Genomic DNA, 19,865 nt, shown 5'->3' on the forward strand with positions numbered 1-19,865 from the left:
AACGCTGAATATCGAAACAAACAAAATAACCAGATGAAATTTAAAATATTCCTTTTCGCATCACTTTTAACCTTATTATGTGCTAAAGCAGGTGCACAAGATTACCTTAAAGCCTCAAACGAACTCATTAAACGAGTTTTACCCAATAAATACCAGGCTTTTGAAACGCAAAGTATTGCTGCGGAAAAAGGTTTGGATGTTTTTGAAATTGAAAGCAAAAAAAATACCATTATATTACGTGGAAGCAGTGGTGTGGCTATTGCTTCGGCATTTTACTACTATTTAACCGAATACGCCCATTGCCAGGCAACCTGGAACGGTACAAACCTGAATTTACCCAAAAATTTACCAGTTGTAAAAAACAAAATCAGAAAATCTACCCCCTACGAATACCGATATTACCTTAATTATTGCACTTTTAATTATAGCATGAGCTGGTGGGACTGGCCCCGGTGGGAAAAAGAAATAGACTGGATGGCACTCCATGGCATTAATATGCCTTTAGCCATTACCGGAGAAGAGTATACCTGGTATTTGGTGTATAAAGAAATGGGCTTTTCTGATAACGACCTGAAGGATTTTTTTACAGGTCCGGCTTATTTTTCTTGGTTTTGGATGGGCAATATTGATGGCTGGGGCGGACCACTCCCCCTCACATGGATGAAAAGCCACTTCGAATTGCAAAAGAAAATTTTAGCCAGACAGCGTTCAATGGGTATGAAACCCGTTCTGCCGGCATTTACCGGACATGTACCGGCGGCATTTAAAAAGAAGTTTCCCACTGCAAAACTAAAAGCCACCAACTGGACAAATGGTTTCGCAGATACATATATCCTCGATTCTGAAGATCCGATGTTTGCCGCAATTGGTAAAAAATTTCTTCAAAAACAAACGGCATTGCTCGGTACCGATCACCTTTACTCTGCCGATACCTTTAACGAAAACGAACCATCATCTGCTGAGCCCGACTTTTTAGGTAAATTAAGCGCAAGAATATACGATGGCATGAGCCAGGCAGATCCAAAAGCAATTTGGGTAATGCAAGGTTGGTTATTTTACAGTGATCGAAAATTTTGGAAAGCACCTCAAACAGAAGCCCTTTTAAAAGCCGTACCCGATGATAAAATGATACTACTGGATTTAGCCACCGAAATTGAACCCGTTTGGAAACGAACTTCAGGTTTTTATGGTAAACCCTGGATTTGGAACATGTTGCACAATTTTGGCGGAAATACCAATCTCTTTGGCCGGATGGATGTAGTGGCAAATGCACCTGCCGAAGCTTTAAATGATCCACAAAGTGGTAAAATGAAAGGAATTGGCCTCACCATGGAAGGAATTGAACAAAACCCGGTTTTATATGAACTGATGATGGCCAATGTTTGGCAATCTAAACCGATAGATTTAAAAACATGGTTACCCAATTTCGTATTAAACCGATATGGCAATAATAATATCAATGCACAAAAAGCCTGGCAGATATTAAGAAAAATAGTTTACAAAGTACCGGCCGATAAATACATCAGAGATGGTGCAGAATCAATCATCCAGGCCCGCCCAACGCTTGATTCACTAACCCGTTGGGCAAAAACAACATTAAATTACAACGAACGCGACTTGCTGCCCGCCTGGGATGAGTTGCTAAAAGCTGCATCAGCTTGCCAAAATAGCGATGGATTTCAATACGATGTGGTGGATATAACCCGGCAAACTATGGCAAATTATGCCCTGCATTTACAGCGCAATTTTGTAACGGCCTACCAAAAAAAGGATATGGCTGCTTTTAAAACAGAAAGTTTAAAATTTATACAACTGATTGATGATTTGGATAGGTTATTGGCTACCCGAAAAGATTTTTTGCTAGGCCCGTGGATAAATCAAGCCAGAGCCTGGGGAAACAACCCGGCAGAAAAAGCACTTTACGAAATGAATGCCAAAGATTTGATCACCTTATGGGGTGATCAAGAAAGTCCGTTAAATGAATATGCCTGCAGGCAATGGAGCGGTTTATTAAGTGATTTTTATAAACACAGGTGGGAACTTTTTTTCAAATATGCAACAACGGCAATTAATCAGCAAAAGGCAATCGAAATTAAACAGTTTAATGAAGAAGTAAGCAAATGGGAATGGAAATGGGTAAACCAGAGAAAAGATTATTCAACAAAAACTGAAGGTAACCCGGTTACAACAGCCATTTTAATGCACAAAAAGTACCGCAGCCTGATGCAAAAAGCCTATCAATAAAAAAATGAAGCACAATTATGAAAATCCTTCCCTGTTTATTTATTTTATCAGTGTTTTTTTCAAATGCAGAAGCACAAAACAAATCATTCAACATTGTTGATTTTGGTGCAAAAGCAGGTCTGCAATTCTCCAACAGCAAAGCCATTCAGCAAACCATAAATGTAGCTGCAAAGGCAGGAGGACGTGTATTTTTCCCTTCGGGGCAGTTTGTTACCGGGCCAATTGAAATGAAATCGAACGTAACACTTTATCTTTCCGAAGGTGCAGAACTTTTAGGCAGTACCAACCGGTTAGATTATGGTAAAAACGATGCAAAGGCACTTATTTCGGCCAAAGCACAACACAATATTGCCATAACAGGCAAAGGAACGATTAATGGTCGTGGTGCCGAAGTGGTAAAAAACCTGTTATTGTGCCTGCACCAAGGCCTACTGGAGGATGAAACCTGGAGAATAAAGAGGCCATCAGAAAATAACCGCCCAAGGTTAATCGCTTTTTCCAATTGTGAAGATATAACCGTAAAAAATGTAACCCTAAAAAACAGTGCGGGCTGGGTACAGGATTTTGTAAACTGCAACCGCCTCAATATAGATCGTGTTACCGTAGAAAGTACCGCTTATTGGAATAATGATGGTATTGATATTGTAAACAGCAAAAACGTAAACATCACCAATTGCAATATCGATGCGGCTGATGATGGCATTTGCTTAAAATCAGAAGGAAGCCCAGGTATTTGCGAAAATGTATCGGTATCAAATTGTACCATCCGCTCCAGTGCCAGTGGTTTTAAACTCGGAACAGGTTCCTATGGAGGCTTTAAAAATATCAAAGTAAGAAATATTACCGTTTACAATACCTACCGTTCGGCCATTGCGCTCGAAGCTGTTGATGGTGGTTTTATCGATAATGTAGATATTGAAGGCGTTACAGCAAAATACACCGGAAACGCTATTTTTATCCGTTTAGGCCATCGGAATAAAACCAGCCAGTACAGCAGCATTAAAAATGTCCGCATTGCGAAAGTAAAGGCAGATATTCCGGATGCTAAGCCTGATGCAGGTTACCCGCTTGAAGGGCCGTTGCCTAAAGTACCGCCGCACAATTTACTGCCCGCTTCCATTACAGGAATCCCAGGCCATCTGGTAGAAGATATAGTGCTCGAAGATATTGAAATTACTTACGGCGGTGGTGCTTCCGAAAAAACAGCCAATATTCCTGTTGATCAACTCGATAATGTAGTGGAAAATGAAGCCGGATACCCTGAATTTACCATGTTTGGTGAGTTGCCGGCCTGGGGTTTTTACATTCGCCACGCCAAAGGCATCTCCTTTAAAAACATTAAACTGAACTATAAAACAACAGATTTCAGACCAGCAGTAATTTTCGATGATGTTACCTCAATCAATCTTGATAATTTACAGGTTGAAAAAGGAGAAAACCCCCACCAGGTGATTCTGAAAAAAACGGAAAAGGTTTCCATAAAAAACATCAAATTACCCCTTAATGATAAAGAATCAGTAAAGGTACTTCAATAACAAAAGTTTATATTCACATTTCCATATGTTGTTAACTGATATAAAATATAAAGCTCCAAAACATAAAAATACAGTGAGAATTTTTGTGTGCTTAATGGTCTTTTTTACCACCGGGGCCATTAATACCATAAATGCGCAGCAAAAAAGCTTAATTCCTTATGTGCAGCCTTTTTCAGGTACATCGGCCAGCACTACGCTGGCCAGTCAGCATGTTGAAGATAAAACCGAACGCCTCGCCAATACCATTCCAGCTGTTGCGCCACCCTTTAGTATGACACAGTGGACGCCCCAAACCCAGCTCACCGAAAAAAAATGTCTTGCCCCCTATTACTACAACAACAAAAAATTTTACGGTTTCCGCGCAACCCATTGGATAAGTGGATCCTGCACTCAGGATTATGGAAGTTTTACCATTATGCCCATTTCTGGTCAACTTAAAACCAATGCTATGCAATACGCCGAAGATTATGTTCATGAAAACGAAGTGGCTACCCCTTCCTACTACAAACTGAAACTACCTCGGCAACATTTGCTTACCGAACTTACGGCCAGCTTACGATGTGGAGTGATGCGGATTACAGCCTTAAAAACAGATAGCGTTTATATTTTAGTGAGTCCAAACAGCGATCAAAACAAGGGCTTCATCCAGGTTGATGCAAAAAAAGGTGAGATTTCAGGCTACAATCCTGTGCACCGCATTTATCAGGGATGGGGAGAACCGGCAGGTTTTAGTGGTTATTTTTTCATCCGCATAAAAAAAACATTTACATCCGCCGGGGTTTACGCTGAGGGTAATATCTTCAACCAGCAAAACATCAGTAATAAAAAAGATATAGGAGCTTATGCAGGTTTTAAACTTCAAAAAGGAGAACAGTTACTCATTTATTCAGGTACTTCGTTCACAAGCATCGCCGCTGCTAAAGCTAACCTGGAGCGCGAAATTAAAAATGAAAGTTTTGATGCTGTTTTGGCACAAACCAATCAGAGTTGGGAAAAATCCTTGTCACAGGTACGTATTTCTGACGACAATGAAAAAGGCAAAAAAATATTTTATACCGCACTCTATCACGCCATGCAACACCCACGTTTATACAATGATGTTGATGGAAAATATCCACAATTTGATGCAAAATACCAGAACAATTCCATTAAAGAAGGCAATTATTATGATGATTTTTCCATGTGGGACATCTACCGTGCGCAATTGCCGTTAATTGAGTTACTAAAACCAGATTTAGCAAATAGTTTAGTAAATTCCATGGTACTTAAAGGGCAACAAGGTGGTTGGATGCCTATATTTCCTTGCTGGAACAGCTATACCGCTGCAATGATTGGCGATCATGCCACTGCATTTATTGCTTCAGCATACAATAAGGGCATCCGCAATTATAATATTCAGGAAGCTTACCGCTTAATGAGGCAAAATGCTTTTAACATGCCCGATTCTGCTGATTATTTGAATGGAAAAGGCAGAAGAGGGATAAATAGCTATTTAAAATATGGTTATATCCCGATGGAAGATAGTATTCCGAATGCCTTTCATAAAAAAGAGCAAGTAAGCAGAACTTTGGAATATGCCTACGATGATTATGCATTATCGACTATTGCGAAAGATTTAGGCAAAAAAAGCGATTACCTCCAACTTGCAAAACGATCACTCAATTACCAGAATGTGTTTAATCAGAAGGTTGGAATGGTTAGCGGACGATATGCTGATGGCAGGTGGTATGCCCCTTTCTATCCCGATCACCGCGAGCCTTATATAACAGAAGGAACACCTAGGCAATATACTTTTTATGTTCCGCATGATATGCCCGGCTTAATTAAATTAATGGGCGGGAATAAAAAGCTGGAAAATGAACTCGATTCGCTCTTTGATAAAAAAGAATATTGGCATGGAAACGAGCCTGGCCACCAGATTCCTTTTTTATATAATTACACCTCTTCGCAATGGAAAACACAATTGCAGGTTTCGCGCATTTTAGCCGAAGAATATAGCGATGGTGCTGGCGGATTAAGCGGAAATGATGATGCGGGGCAGATGTCGGCCTGGTATGTATTTGCAGCACTGGGATTTTACCCTGTTGATCCTGTTTCAGCAAATTACCAGTTAACCAGTCCTTTATTCAAAAATGCTGTAATATCATTCAATAATGGTAGGAAATTAACCATTGAGGCGTTAAAAAAGAGTGATAAGTCTATATATATATCAAAAATTGAAATAAACGGCAAAACTTTTGATAAAAATCAGGTTACTCATCAAATGCTTACCAACGGAGGCAAAATGATTTTCTACCTTGAAGATCAGCCAAGAAAAAAATAATAGTTCTTCGACTACGCAATCATTGAAAGGCTTGATTAAAGCGGCCGTTATTGAGGGGCACTAAGCAATATTAAAGTGCTCGCTGGCAGCTAAAGTTTTAAGATTGTGGAGGCGAAATCTTAGGATATAGGCTAAATACTTTATAGAACATAGCCAATGCTTTAAGATTCCCGCATGCGCGAGAATGACGACCGTGTTAGAAACATTTCTAGAAAGATTGCTTCGGCTCGCTCTTTCCCAACCTCTTAATTAAGGAGTTATGTTGATAGCAAATCCAAAGATCTCTCCACTGCGGTCGAGATGACGACTTTAACGCATTCCCTGCATCATGCTATTTGCACCTCGCTATTTGAATTTTGCTATGTGCACCCCGCTATCCGGCCTAGGAAATGATGGAAGGAGAAAACGTTAAAGCTTTATCAATACCTTTTTCTTTATAATAGCATTAAGGCAGCACACACTTTCCGCCCCCTTCGGCGGAACTTNCTGACGACCAAAAAGCTTTAACGAATTTATCCGACATCAGTTCCAAGCCTTGGACTTTTGTTACTTTTGGGCCAAGCCAAAAGTAAGAGCCCCCTCGGCGGCGGTGAGCCGAGGCAAGCCCGAGCCAAGGGCAAAAATTGCAACCGCATTAAGATTCCCGCATGCGCGAGAATGACGATGGTAGTAGAAACTTACTAGGAAGATTGCTTCAGCTCGCTCTCTCCCAGCTTCGCAATGACGGATTTAACGCATTCCCTGCACCTCGCTATTTGAATCATGCTATCTCCTCCCTGCAATCCGGCCTAGGAAATGATGGAAGGAGAAAACGTTAAAGCTTTATCATTACCTTTTCTTCCATCGTTGCATTAAGGCAGCACACACTTTCCGCCCCCTTCGGCGGAACTTGTGCTGACGACCAAAAAGCTTTAACGAATTTATCCGACATCAGTTCCAAGCCTTGGGTTTTTGTTACTTTTGGGCCAAGCCAAAAGTAAGAGCCCTTCGGTGGCTGACCTGTACCGATTTTACATCGGTAACCGAGGCAAGCCCCAGCGGAGCGAAAACAAAGCGATCGCATTACGATTCCCGCATGCGCGGGAATGACGACCGTGTTAGAAACACTGCTAAAAAGATTGCTTCAAATTCAGCACAATAATCGCCTTAAACATCCACCTAACAATCCTGAAACATAGCAAAGGCTTTCGCATTCCTTTGATAAAGCATATTTTTAAAGATTTAAACAAAACTAACAGGCTTAAAACCAAACAATTTGCACACTTTTCTGTATAGCTTAAGATACTAAGCTTTTACCTATCGGTTTAGCATAAAAATTTAATAAAAAAGCATAAAATATATTGATTGAAGCAATGAAAATACGAACCGAAAAACAATGGCAACAGAAAAAGAGCTAAATGCCAATCACAACGAGCTGAAACCTGTTGGGCGGTTTGCAGCTTGGTTCATTTCCCTTTATGAAGTTTTTAAATTCATTGGCCGTTTTTTCAGGGAAGCCTTTCTTCCACCCTACGAGCTGAAAGAACTGGTAAGGCAATGTTATGAAATTGGTTACCGCTCTGCCTTACTTATTTCTACAACAGGCTTCATTACCGGCCTGGTATTTACAAAACAATCAAGGCCATCACTTTCAGAGTTTGGCGCAACCTCATGGCTACCTTCGTTGGTTGGTATAGCCTTGCTGCGAACGCTTGCTCCCCTCCTTACCGGGTTAATTGCTGCAGGAAAGGTTGGTTCCAGCATTGGGGCCGAACTGGGTTCGATGAAGGTAAGCGAACAGATTGATGCGATGGAAGTTTCTGCAACCAATCCGTTTAAGTTTTTGGTGAGTACACGTGTTTTGGCAGCCACGATTACCATGCCCATTCTCACTTTTTACACCGCAATGGTGGGTATGTTAGGTGCGCTGCTTAATGTTTCGGTAAATGAAGGAACAAGTGCAACTACATTTTTTCAAAGTGCACTCGAAAGCATTACTTATCTGGATATTGTTGCCTCAACGGTTAAAGCTATACTCTTTGGCTTCACAATAGCCATTGTAGGTTGTTATCAGGGCTATCATTCTTCTAAAGGTACCGAAGGTGTAGGTAAAGCAGCCAATTCTTCGGTGGTTACCGCCATGTTTCTAATTTTTGTTGAGGAAGTAGTATGCGTGCAAATTTTTAGTTTATTTAATACATAAGCCCGCATTTATGAAAGAAAAACAGTTTACAGATGAAAGTGTAGAAAAGGTTATTGAGATTAAAGGGCTAAACAAATCCTTTGGCAGCTATACTGTACTCGAAAATGCTTCACTCGATGTATACAAAGGTGAAAACCTGGTGGTTTTGGGTAAATCCGGAACGGGTAAATCAGTATTGATTAAAATTATTATCGGCCTGCTTAAACCCGATTCGGGACTGGTGAGCGTACTGAACCAGGTAGTGGATGAAATTTCTTATAAAGAACTTTTGGCACTCAGACTAAGGGTTGGCTTTTCTTTCCAGAACAGTGCCCTTTATGATAGTATGACCGTAAGAGAAAACCTTGAATTTCCTTTGGTACGCAACCGGAAAGACCTAAGCAAACAGGAAGTAAATAGCTCTGTAGAGGAAATGCTGGATGCTGTAGGACTTTCGCAAACCATTAACCAAATGCCTTCTGAACTTTCTGGTGGACAGCGGAAACGCATAGGCATAGCACGGACATTAATTTTAAGACCTGAAATTATGCTTTATGATGAGCCTACTGCCGGCCTAGACCCGATAACCTCACGTGAGATTAATAAACTCATTAACGATGTTCAGGAACGTTACCATACCAGCGCAATTATTATTACCCACGATCTTACCTGTGCCAAAGAAGTTGGCAATAGGGTTGCCATGTTAATTGAACGGAATTTTGAAAGACAGGGTTCTTTTGAGCAGGTTTTTAATTCAGGAGATCAGCAGGCACAACCATTTTTTGATTACAACTTTATACAATAACCATGAATGAAAACAGAAAAAAAGTAACAGTAGGAATTTTCATCGCTATTGGCATCCTGATTTTTGTATTGGGAATATTTACCCTGGGCAGCCAGAAAAAAACTTTTGTTAAAAGTTTTACCCTAACTGTTGTTTTTAACGATATACAGGGACTAAAAAAAGGCAATAATGTTTGGTTTTCGGGGGTAAAAATAGGTACAATTAAGAAAATTGAATTTTTTGGCACTTCCCAGGTTAAGGTATACCTAAGTGTGGAGGAAGATATTCATAAATACATACATAAAGATGCTGGCGCGAGCATTGGTGCAGATGGACTGATTGGAAATAAAATTGTAGTAATTACCGGAGGAAACCCAAAATTCCCTTTTGTTGAAGATGGTGATATGCTGAAAGTTAATTCTGCACTTTCTACCGATGATATTATGAAAACCTTACAGGTGAACAACAAAAACCTGGTTGATGTTACGGGCGACTTCAAAATACTGTCCAGAAATCTGATTGATGGAAAAGGTGCTGCCGGAGCTTTGTTATCGGATGAAGAACTTGCCAAAAACTTTAAATCGATGGTGGCAAACCTCAATAAAACTTCCATAGCAACAGCGCAAAGTGCCGAACTCCTTGGCCGTTTTGGAAAAACATTAAATACTAAAAACGGACTGATGGATAAAATGCTGACGGATACTGCTGTGTTTAAAAAGCTGGAACGTTCTGCTGCTACTCTACAAAAATCGGTTGAATCGGCTTCAAGTTTAGCGGCAAATCTTGATGCTGCCTCTGCAAAACTAAAAACATCTGACAACGCCGCAGGGCTTTTGTTAAACGATCAGAAAACTGCCGAACAGGTTAGAACAATTATGTTAAACCTCGAAAAAAGCAGCAAAAAATTAGATGAAGACCTGGAAGCAGTACAAAGCAATTTTCTGCTCCGTGGTTTTTTCAAAAAAAGAGCAAAAGATTCATTAAGAAAGCAGCAGTAACAATTGCCCTCATTAATTAATTAAAAATGGGATTGTATAATCCAGAAAAACTATTTAGCTGTCGATTTTAACGATATTGAGTACAGCTTTTTGTAAAAGCATGCGTGTTGGATGGAGTTTACCTTGCACTTTCATGTATACAAAATTACAGAATACGGAACAGGAAATTAATAGAAATAAACAGAAGCGGAAAGTAATGGGATTTCCTAAACTTTCCGCTTTAAAATTATTGCTTAATCAAAATCAATCAATGCTTTTATTACCGATTGATCTCCTGCCAACTGACTAAATTGATCCTTAACCGCATTTAGATTAAGTCTATGGGAAATAAAATCCAAAGGTTTAACCACTCCTTGCTTTATACAATCTATTACATGGGCAAAATCTTTAGGCAATGCATTCCTGCTGCTCATCAGCATAGCTTCCCTTTTATGAAATTCTGGATGTACAACCTCAATTGTTCCTTTTTGAAGGCCTATCATAATAAACTTGCCACCATGCGCTAAAAACTTGAAACTGCCATTAATTGCATTTAAATTGCCCGTACAATCGATTACCACGGTGGCCATATCGCCATTTGAAATTTCTTTAAGCCGGGCAAATACATCTGTTTTAATGGGATTAATAACATATTCAACGCCGAGTTGATCACTGCAAAAAGCCAATCTGTTATAATTTACATCAGCAACAATAACCCTGGCACCCGCAATTTTTGCAAATGCAATTGTTCCCAAGCCAATTGGTCCGGCACCAATAATAAGAACAGTTTCTTCTTTCCTAATATCGGCAAGGCCAACACCATGTGCACCAATAGCCAAAGGCTCAACGAGTGCAAGTTCATCAACAGAAAGGCCCTGCCCGGCCACAACAGCATCAGCCGGAACTGAAATATACTCCTGCATGGCACCATCAATATGTACGCCGAAAACTTGCATATTTACGCAACAGTTTGATTTACCATTTCGGCAGGCAATACAATGGCCACATGAAAAATATGGACTGATGGTAACCAGATCACCTGGCTTAAAATTATTTTGACTTGCAGTTTCAACAACTTCTGCCGCAATTTCGTGCCCTAATATCCTAGGATAGGCAAAAAAGGGCTGTGTACCTTCAAAAGCATGATAATCCGTACCACAGATTCCTAGCCTCTTCATTTTAAGCAGCACATTATTTTCTTTTACAGCAGGTAAATCTTTTTCTACATAGTTAAATTCACCCGGGGATTTACAGATCAGTGCTTTCATTAAAGGTTTAAAATTTGAAGTTCAATTAATCCAAGGTTTTCCATTTCATACCAGAATTCAGCAGGAAGGGCTTTTGATGCAAGTGCAACATTCACCGCTACTTTATCGGGCCTGGTGGTATTTAATGCAATACTGGCCACACCGGGGAAACGGTATGAAAAATTAAAACAGGCTTCTGCCGGCAGCACATCAAACTTACTGCATACATAAAAAAAATCTTTCCTCCAGTTCAGCAATGTTCTACCTGCAATGCTTTCGTAATCAACCTTTTGATAGTTATAAAAATCACCACCGGTTAAAAATCCACCATTAAAAACAGCAGAATTAATCACTTTTATGTTTTTCTTACCTAAATTTTCTACGAATTTTATCAAAGCTTTTGGATGCGACTTAACTGTTAAACTATTCGCAATCATAACCCAATCCAGATCAACATCCCTGGCAATCATTTCGATTACTTTCCAATCTTTTGCACCTACGCCTACAGAGGTTACCAGTCCTTCATCTTTCAATTCACCAAGAGCCCTGTAAGCACCTAAAATGTGTTGATATCTTTCTTTGTATTCTGCCTCATTATTGCCTGTAAAAAGGTATTCATCAGGATCATGTACCGATACCATTTGGGCACTATAATCTCCCAATAAACTATTTCCCTGTTCAAAACATTTCATAATGCCCTCATAACTGATTATTTGTACGGCATCGTGTTGAATATTTTTCCAGATACCAGGCTCGAAAGTTGGCTCGGGGGTTACAAGCGGCATCCGGTACCAACCAAGCTTATTGCTGATGATTACCTTTTCGGGATCGGCTTTTAGCTTAGCAAGGCATTTACCAAGCGATTCCAAAGCCAAACCTGCACCATATTTCCCGGCGGTATCAAAAACTGTTAATGGTGCTGATGATTTTACACATTGCTCCACAATTTCCAACCTAACCTCATCATCAATTGCCTGGTAAAGGTTCCCTAAACTGCTTGTGCCGAAAATAACAGCTGGTAAAACGCAATCATCCTGCCTGTTATTAGTTTGCCCGTTTTGCTGTTTCATAACACCTCACTTTTTAATCTAAAAATATTTTTCATCAACAGCCATTTTTCACCGGGCCTGGCCAGTGGCAGTGCCTGCTGATATTTCCACATCAGTGCTTCCCATTCCTGTACCTTTGGATTTGCAGCGTCCATGGCGGCTTTTCCTTCAAAACTAAAATCTTCTCCAACTTCCATTATCATAAAAAGCCTGTTGGAAATTCGGTATATTTCCATATCAATAATCCCCGCACTTATAATACTTTCCTTAATTTCAGGCCAACCATTAACGTGGTAGGCTTCATATTCTGCAATCAGATCAGGATCATCGATCAGATCAAGTGCTAAACAATATCTTTTCATTTTTTTATAAAATCTGTGAGGGTTCGTTAATTGTACTTTTTCCTTTACTCCGGTGCCCTTTTAAGCCAAATAGCACGATAACCGCAAAACATGCCATGGGTACGTAGTAGCCATTTTGTATATTTCCGGTTTCATCACTTAAATACCCGAAAATTCTTGGCAGAACGGCCCCTCCTACTATCGACATAATGATAAGACTGCTGCCTAATTCAGTATCGGATTCGAGCCCTTTTATACCCAAAGAAAATATGGTTGGGAACATTACCGACATAAAAAAGCAGATGGCTATTACCGCATATATGGTTACCATCCCCGTACCTATAATGGCCACTTCGCACAACAGTAAACTAACAAAAGCGTAAATGGCCAGCAGGTTATGAGCCCGAAAAAAGCGCATTAAGAAAGTGGTGAAAAATCTGCCTGTTAAAAAGGCAAAACCACAGATACCCAGGTAATAGGTGGCTTTTTCTTCGGAAATACCTGCAGATTTTGTAGCATAAAGGATAAACAGACTAAAAACAGAAACTTGTGCACCTACATAAAAAAACTGCGCCACAATTCCCCACGATAACTGGCTATGCCTAAACACGCTCCAAAAACTTTTTTGGGCAGTTCCTTCCACTTTTGTGCGGATATCCGGCAGTTTAATGAAAAAGAACACAATAGCCAGAATTAAGAGAATACTGCCGAGCACAAAGTACGGAACTTGAACAGAAGCTGCCTCTGAGGCCAGTGTTGATGCTTTTAAAGCAGGGGTCATTTTTGCAAGTTCGCTCTCTGGAACACCTTTAAGTAAAATCAGTTTACCCCCAATAATTGGTGCCAATGAAGCGGCTAAGCCATTGAATGACTGTGCCAGGTTTAACCTAAAAGTAGAAGTTTCTGGTGGCCCAACTAAAGAAATGTATGGATTTGCTGCTGTTTCCAATATAGTAAGGCCGCAGGCGATAATAAAAAGTGCCATTAAAAAAAATGTATACGACTGTACGGCGGCAGCTGGCAAAAAAAGATAACATCCTGTCGAAAAGATCAGCAACCCGATAATGATCCCTGTTTTATAGCCATATTTTTTCATGATTATACCTGCGGGCAGTGCCATAATGAAATAAGCAATAAAAACAGCCGAATCTACAAGGGTTGCCTGAACGGTTGTGAGGGTGAAAGAGCGTTTTAAATGCGGAATTAATATTGGGTCGAGATTATGGGCAAAACCCCATAGAAAAAATAGGGAGGTAATTAGTATTACCGCCAGACCGATGTTTTTGGTTTTCATTTGTTTGGAAAGAGATTATGGTTGTTAAACCTATTTTTTAAATTCAATTTTGAAACCCGTTACCTGCCACACCGGATAATCTGCTGGTTTGGTAATCACAAGCGCATCATCCTCTTGCACCCATTTTAACTTTTTATTGCTGCCAAGCAGGCTAACAGAGGCAATAGCATGATCCAGGTATTTGGATTTTGCACCAAGTAAATTCAATCTAATCTCTCCTTGAGGAATATTTAAACAAAAAGCAAATAGGTTGCCGTTTTTGGTGGTATACCTAATATCACTGGACAGGTATTCGCGGGTATCAGTTAGGCCGCCAAAACGCCCTTTCTTTTGATTGGATTTAATGGTTGATGGTCCTTCCCCATATACTTTCCATGGCCTTGTACCATAAATACCTTCTCCGTTTAGTTTGGTCCACTCGCCAATTTCAGTTACAATTTTTACCACATCCGGCTCGAGGTCTCCCTCTGGGGTTTGCACCACATTAATTAATAAATTACCGTTTTTGCTTACAATATCAATCAGTAACTGGGCAATTTCATTTGCGCTTCTGTAACGTTGCCCTGTTCGGTAATACCAATCTCCAATGGAAGTATCTGTTTGCCATGGAAACTCGCTGATAGAATCCAACACACCACGTTCTACATCTTGTGCCCACTTACCTTCTGAAGGTTCTTTAGGGGTATAAACAGCTTCGAGTTTACCTTTATTTTTTGCGATATCCTGGTTGTAAAAATGCGCTAACATATTTCTTCCGGTATCTTCAAAAGGAAGTTTACTATCTGAATAAAGCAAATCAGGATGATACAAATCAATAAGTTCGTTTACATTTTCCAACCATTTTTTGTGCCAGCCAGCATTATTTGTCAGCCATTCCTGAACATTGCTGGAATCTGCAGGCAAATGATAAAGGTCGGCATACTGAGGATTACGCCCATCATAAGGAACACCCGCAAACTGGCCATCTTTATCTGCACCATGACTGGCCTGAAACCAGTTAAAACTAGCCGCAAGGTGCTCGGAAACGCCAAAGCGAAGACCTTCTTTTTGAGCAGCTTTTTGCCATAATCCTACAACATCTTTATGTGGCCCCATATTTACCGAATTCCACTTATGGATTTTTGAGTTCCATAAAAAGAAATTATCATGGTGGGAGCCCATGGATACAAAATATTTTGCGCCGGCTTTTTTATAAAGTGCCATCAATTGATCAGGATTCCATTTTTCTGCTTTCCATAATGGAATAATATCTTTATAACCAAACTTGGAAGGCGTACCATAAGTGGCCACATGGTACTTATTTTGATCGCTGCCCTGTACATACATATTTTTGGCATACCAATCTCCCCGCCTCGGAACTGCCTGCGGGCCCCAATGCGACCATATTCCGAATTTCGCATCACGGAACCATTCCGGATACTTATACTGTTTTAACGATTCGTCAGTAGGTTTAAATTTTCCCTGTTCTACCTTTGTCTCTTTTTGTTGTGCAAGGCTGCTAAGTGCCAAAAACGCAAGCGTAAAGCTGAATAATAATGTTTTTTTCATTTCCTGGTTAGTTAAATATTATGGTTACGGTCTTTTTAAGGTTATTAATAACAGGTAGCCGGGTAAACTGCTTAATGATAATGCAGAAAGCTTCTTTTATTTTTTGAAGTTTGGTATTGAATAACAGATCAAAATCGCATTCGCAACTTGGTTTTATATTTGGTTAACTTTACCAAAGCTAGGTAACTCATCCGTGCTAAAATTGGAAAAATTAGACTTTTTGTTGTAAAAATCCGACATTTAACTAATGATCAAAAGAATATTGCAGAACACTTTTTCCCTGCTGAATGTAGATTATGTAAAACTGACCTCGAAGTGGGATTACAAAAATGTAATCAGCCCCTACTATCGGATTTATTATATAGATAACGGTTTGGGCGAAGTTTCGGATCAAAGCGATGTATTGACACTTGAACCAGGATATTTATACATTATCCCAAGCTTTACGCTGTGTAATCTGAAGTGTAAAGATTATTTAAGTCAGTATTTCGTTCAGTTTTTTGAAGAATCTGCAGATGGGGTTTCCCTTTTTGCACAGCGGCGGGCACTTACAAAAGTAAAGGCAACTTCGATGGATATTGATCTTTTTAAAAGGCTTCTGGAAATTAATCCCGGTCGCGGGATCAACAGGTCTGACGACCCTAAGGTATACGAAAAAAATATTTATTATAAAGAATACCAAGAACTTAACAACAGGCAAAACCTGGCCAGTTATTTCGAAACTCAGGGCATTTTATTACAGCTAATGGGCCGTTTTTTAAAGGGCCAGCAGCATCAGGCACATGGAATGCATCATGCGCCGCTAAAAATTGCTGAAACAATTGGCCATATCCTGGTTAACCTGCACGAAGAACTATCTGTAACCGCACTGGCATCACGCGTTAACCAGCATCCCGATTATTTTTCAAGGCAGTTTAAAGCTTTTACAGGTGAACGACCGGTAAATTACATCCTTGGCAAGCGTATTGAGCGCGCGCAGCATCTGTTGGCCACAAGCCAGTTAACATATTCTGAAATTGCCATTCAAACAGGCTTCGAATCGCTTTCCTACTTTTCTAAATCCTTTAAAAAAATTACAGGTTTATCACCGCGTGAATATAAGAAACAGGTTTACCTGGTTGGTTTTGCAATGTAACAACCATATACCTAATAAAATATAGGCTATATGAATCTAATGTAGATTATCCACCGAGCAATAACGATAAAATGCAGAATTTTTGCTCGCCGCAGCTTAACAATTAAGGTTAAATCATTTTATGGCCCGTGTAGCTTTATCAAACGACAAAACGAGTGCTTTTTGATTAACCTGTTTTAAAGCAACATCATGACTAGCTTTACCATTGCCTACTGTAAAATAAACCTCGGCTTTAACGGTAGCCCCTTTTTCGAGCCCTTCCTCAAATAAAGCAATGCCGAACAAAGTGCTGTCGACCTTTGAAGATGCGATTACACTCACAGTACCCAAATCGTAATTGCCGTTATTTTTTAAAGTTACCACGCCATCTTTATAGGTATAACTCACACCTTTTAGTGTTTCGAGGTAAGTTTTATTCTTACTGGTAATTGCCTGGTAAGTTTGTGCATAACCAGAAAAACCAGCCATTGCAAGTAATAAGATTAAAATAGTTTTTTTCATGTTTTCAAAATTTAACGTTGCAAAAATCAAACTCACTTTACCAAATTGGTGGTGTTATTTCATTTGGGTCAGGGTAGCTTTAAGTTTTCCTATTTCATCATCAGGATCTCCCTGAGAGGCAAAAATCTGCGCTACATCCATATCTTTTCCGTAAACGGTTGCATTTGCAGCAGCATCAATTTCCAGTGATGCACCATTAACTGACAGGCCTGCAAAAAGGCCCTTACTACGGGAGTAGGAATAAACCTCTGCATCGAGTTTATAATCAGTATTTACGGCAGAACTCCGCCCCAAAGGCCCGGCTGCAACAGAAAGATCGCCACCAAGTGTAAAACTACTTTGCTTAATGGAAGTTAAACTATTGGCATGCGTAAAAACCAGCACAAGTTCTGTTGATTGTACCCCTGCTTGAAGGCCGATACTGCCGCCTGTAATGGTAACAAATACAGGATTGCTCCAGCTTCCATCTGCTCTTTTCACCATTGCAATACCTCTCCCTCGTTTACCACCTACCACAAAACCAGCGTTAATAAGCTTCGGTACAACAACAATACCCTGGGTTAGCTCAAGTAATTTGGAGGGAATAGACTCTTTCATTTTTCCGAAACCGGAAAGCACCTGAGTGGATTGTTGTATTCTTTTTTGCTCCTTTTGCTGAGCAATGGCTGAAACAGGAAATAGTAATGCTGCGCAGCAGAGTACCGCGAGATTCGTTTTAATTAAATTAACAATATTCATATCGGATAAAAAAACAAACTATAATACGCTGATTTACGCTTTTAAACGGTCTGGAACTGCAATATTATATCTTTTATTTCTTTTCCCTACCGGTATTTTGGTAAATTACGTTTCTGTGAGAAAATTCTTTCTTACACAATATGTTTATGTAATCATTTACTTTAAACCAGGTGAAATTTGTTGTTGATTCTATTAATCACGTAAATAATGTTCTATAAACCATTTCAGGGCAGGATTTTTATTAGATGCCTTGTAAGCCAGTACAACCTCGGTATTAACCGGAATTCCATGAAGTTCTACAAAGGAGATTTTCATACCGCTATACTGCTTTTTTAATGAAAGCGGTAAAATAGATACGCCAAGCCCGGCTTCAACCAGTTGCAATATAGAATGTACATTATTAGCTTCGTGCGTAATATCCGGTCGGAAACCCAGTCTCTGACAGATTTCCATCAGCTTTTCATTATACTGGGGAGCATAATCTTTATTAAAAAAAATAAACGGACGGTTTTTAAGGAAATCTCCAAGTGCTTCAATTTCGCCAAGTTTTTCATCTCTAAAAGGAATAACCACTACAAAGGGATCAAAAAACAAAGATTCGACCTTTAATTTTTCTGATAATACGGGTGCGCGCAAAATTCCGGCATCTAATTTCCCTTCTTCCAGAGCTTTGATTTGGGTAAGCGTAGGCACTTCGAACAGACTTGTTTTTAAATAAGGAAAAGCGATTTGCATGGATTTTAAAATTTCGGCCATGTGCGATTGGTATACAGAACTGATGTAACCGATTTTAAGTTCGCCGCTTAATCCTCCATGAATTTGGCGCACAATTTCTTTGCTTTCGGCTAATTTAGTAAACAGGGCATCAACCTCGTCTTTAAAGTATTTGCCAGCATTGGTTAAGGTTACCTGCTTGTTGTTCCGTTCAAACAACCTAACGCTGAGTTCTTCTTCTAATTCTTTTATCTGGCGACTTAACGGAGGCTGCGATATGAAAAGTTTGTTGGCCGCTTTGGTGAAATGAAGCTCTTCGGCTACGGTTTTAAAATATAAGAGATGTCGGAGTTCCATGTTTTATAATACCTATTAAGTATCAATATATGCATAAATTAATATTTTACAAATATGATGAGTGATGTTAACTTTAACAAAAAAATATTTTATGAATCCACATAACACCCAAAAAGCAACCATTGAAGAAATAAGAAGCCGCTTTGATGAGGATGTAGAACGCTTTTCTAATCTGGAAACCGGACAGCAAACCACAATTGATGCACCCTTAACCATGGAACTTTGTACAGAGGCTGCAAAGTATATTAATCCTGAAGCAAAGGAATTACTCGATATTGGCTGTGGAGCGGGTAATTATACCTTAAAGATGCTGAGTAAAATTGCAAATCTTAACTGCACATTAAACGATCTGAGCCTGCCAATGCTTGAAAAAGCTAAGGAACGGATACTGGCACAAACTACTGGCCGGGTAAACCTGATACAGGATGATATGCTTAATTTAAATTTGCCTGCGGAGCATTTCGACATTATACTTTCTGCGGCAGCATTTCACCATTTGCGTAGTGATGCCGATTGGGAGCTCATGTTTACCAAAATTTACCGGGCTTTGAAACCTGGTGGAAGCATCTGGATTTCTGATCTTATTGCCCATGATTCGCCACTGGTTGATCAGCTTTTCCGTAAACAATATGGCGCATACCTGGAAACTCTTGGCGGGCCCGAATACAGACAAAAGGTATTTGATTACATTGCTTATGAGGATACTCCGCGCTCGCTTAACTACCAATTGAGCCTGTTGCATAAAGTTGGCTTTACAGTAACCGAAGTTCTGCACAAAAACGGTTACTTTGCTGCTTTTGGAGCGATTAAATAAGGTGGTTTCATCCTGAGCCCTCATGTGTCTACCATCATCTTATGCGTCTTCCTGAACTTGTTTCAGGATCTTAATCATGAGTTAACCACAGCTACTTAGTGCG

Annotated in this window: 16 protein-coding genes; 8 read left to right on the forward strand and 8 right to left on the reverse strand. The window is 39.8% G+C overall.

Going from position 1 to position 19,865, the window contains the following annotated elements:
• Window positions 1-33: 33 nt before the first annotated feature.
• From ASE74_RS05820 to ASE74_RS05850, 6 genes are all read left to right on the forward strand, one after another.
• Complete coding sequence (locus tag ASE74_RS05820) at window positions 34-2,244, forward strand: alpha-N-acetylglucosaminidase (RefSeq protein ID WP_055905543.1); 2,211 nt, start codon at window positions 34-36, stop codon at window positions 2,242-2,244.
• A gap of 17 nt (window positions 2,245-2,261) precedes the next feature.
• On the forward strand, window positions 2,262-3,779 hold the full coding sequence (locus tag ASE74_RS05825; protein ID WP_055905546.1) for a glycoside hydrolase family 28 protein: 1,518 nt from the start codon (window positions 2,262-2,264) through the stop codon (window positions 3,777-3,779).
• Between the two features lie 73 nt (window positions 3,780-3,852).
• On the forward strand, window positions 3,853-6,102 hold the full coding sequence (locus tag ASE74_RS05830) for a GH92 family glycosyl hydrolase (RefSeq protein ID WP_235526015.1): 2,250 nt from the start codon (window positions 3,853-3,855) through the stop codon (window positions 6,100-6,102).
• Window positions 6,103-7,477: 1,375 nt separating this feature from the next.
• Entirely contained in the window at window positions 7,478-8,284 is an 807-nt protein-coding gene (locus ASE74_RS05840; protein WP_055905556.1) for an ABC transporter permease, read from the forward strand.
• Window positions 8,285-8,294: 10 nt separating this feature from the next.
• Window positions 8,295-9,068, forward strand: a complete 774-nt coding sequence (locus ASE74_RS05845; RefSeq protein ID WP_055905559.1) for an ABC transporter ATP-binding protein — start codon at window positions 8,295-8,297, stop codon at window positions 9,066-9,068.
• A gap of 2 nt (window positions 9,069-9,070) precedes the next feature.
• A complete protein-coding gene (locus tag ASE74_RS05850; RefSeq protein WP_082458666.1) occupies window positions 9,071-10,045 on the forward strand; it encodes an MlaD family protein in 975 nt (324 codons plus the stop codon).
• A 233-nt stretch (window positions 10,046-10,278) separates the two neighbouring features.
• Here the strand turns inward: ASE74_RS05850 and ASE74_RS05855 are convergent, their stop codons facing one another.
• From ASE74_RS05855 to ASE74_RS05875, 5 genes are read right to left on the reverse strand one after another with little or no spacing between them, the layout of a single operon-like run.
• Window positions 10,279-11,292 (reverse strand): zinc-binding alcohol dehydrogenase family protein, encoded by a 1,014-nt coding sequence (locus ASE74_RS05855; RefSeq protein WP_055905562.1) that lies wholly within the window; start codon window positions 11,290-11,292, stop codon window positions 10,279-10,281.
• The gene (locus ASE74_RS05860; protein ID WP_055905567.1) at window positions 11,292-12,341 is read right to left on the reverse strand and encodes an aldo/keto reductase; all 1,050 of its coding nucleotides are present in this window, start codon (window positions 12,339-12,341) and stop codon (window positions 11,292-11,294) included. The genes ASE74_RS05855 and ASE74_RS05860 overlap by 1 nt, the downstream gene beginning before the upstream one ends.
• Complete coding sequence (locus tag ASE74_RS05865) at window positions 12,338-12,682, reverse strand: L-rhamnose mutarotase (protein WP_055905569.1); 345 nt, start codon at window positions 12,680-12,682, stop codon at window positions 12,338-12,340. Before ASE74_RS05865 ends, ASE74_RS05860 begins: the two co-directional genes overlap by 4 nt.
• Window positions 12,683-12,686: 4 nt before the next feature.
• A complete protein-coding gene (gene fucP, locus ASE74_RS05870; RefSeq protein WP_055905571.1) occupies window positions 12,687-13,955 on the reverse strand; it encodes an L-fucose:H+ symporter permease in 1,269 nt (422 codons plus the stop codon).
• 30 nt (window positions 13,956-13,985) lie between these two features.
• The gene (locus ASE74_RS05875) at window positions 13,986-15,503 is read right to left on the reverse strand and encodes an alpha-L-fucosidase (protein ID WP_055905574.1); all 1,518 of its coding nucleotides are present in this window, start codon (window positions 15,501-15,503) and stop codon (window positions 13,986-13,988) included.
• A 247-nt stretch (window positions 15,504-15,750) separates the two neighbouring features.
• Between ASE74_RS05875 and ASE74_RS05880 the strand changes: the two genes are divergently transcribed.
• Window positions 15,751-16,638, forward strand: a complete 888-nt coding sequence (locus ASE74_RS05880; protein ID WP_055905578.1) for a helix-turn-helix domain-containing protein — start codon at window positions 15,751-15,753, stop codon at window positions 16,636-16,638.
• 114 nt (window positions 16,639-16,752) lie between these two features.
• On the opposite strand, the gene ASE74_RS05885 is transcribed toward ASE74_RS05880, so the two are convergent.
• From ASE74_RS05885 to ASE74_RS05895, 3 genes are all read right to left on the reverse strand, one after another.
• On the reverse strand, window positions 16,753-17,139 hold the full coding sequence (locus tag ASE74_RS05885; protein ID WP_055905580.1) for a hypothetical protein: 387 nt from the start codon (window positions 17,137-17,139) through the stop codon (window positions 16,753-16,755).
• Between the two features lie 54 nt (window positions 17,140-17,193).
• On the reverse strand, window positions 17,194-17,877 hold the full coding sequence (locus ASE74_RS05890; protein WP_055905588.1) for a lipid-binding SYLF domain-containing protein: 684 nt from the start codon (window positions 17,875-17,877) through the stop codon (window positions 17,194-17,196).
• Window positions 17,878-18,069: 192 nt separating this feature from the next.
• Complete coding sequence (locus ASE74_RS05895) at window positions 18,070-18,948, reverse strand: LysR family transcriptional regulator (protein WP_055905591.1); 879 nt, start codon at window positions 18,946-18,948, stop codon at window positions 18,070-18,072.
• Between the two features lie 91 nt (window positions 18,949-19,039).
• On the opposite strand from ASE74_RS05895, the gene ASE74_RS05900 reads away from it, so the two are divergent.
• Entirely contained in the window at window positions 19,040-19,762 is a 723-nt protein-coding gene (locus ASE74_RS05900) for a class I SAM-dependent methyltransferase (RefSeq protein ID WP_055906581.1), read from the forward strand.
• Window positions 19,763-19,865 lie beyond the last annotated feature (103 nt).

It is taken from the genome of Pedobacter sp. Leaf216 (assembly GCF_001421515.1).
Lineage (GTDB): Bacteria > Bacteroidota > Bacteroidia > Sphingobacteriales > Sphingobacteriaceae > Pedobacter.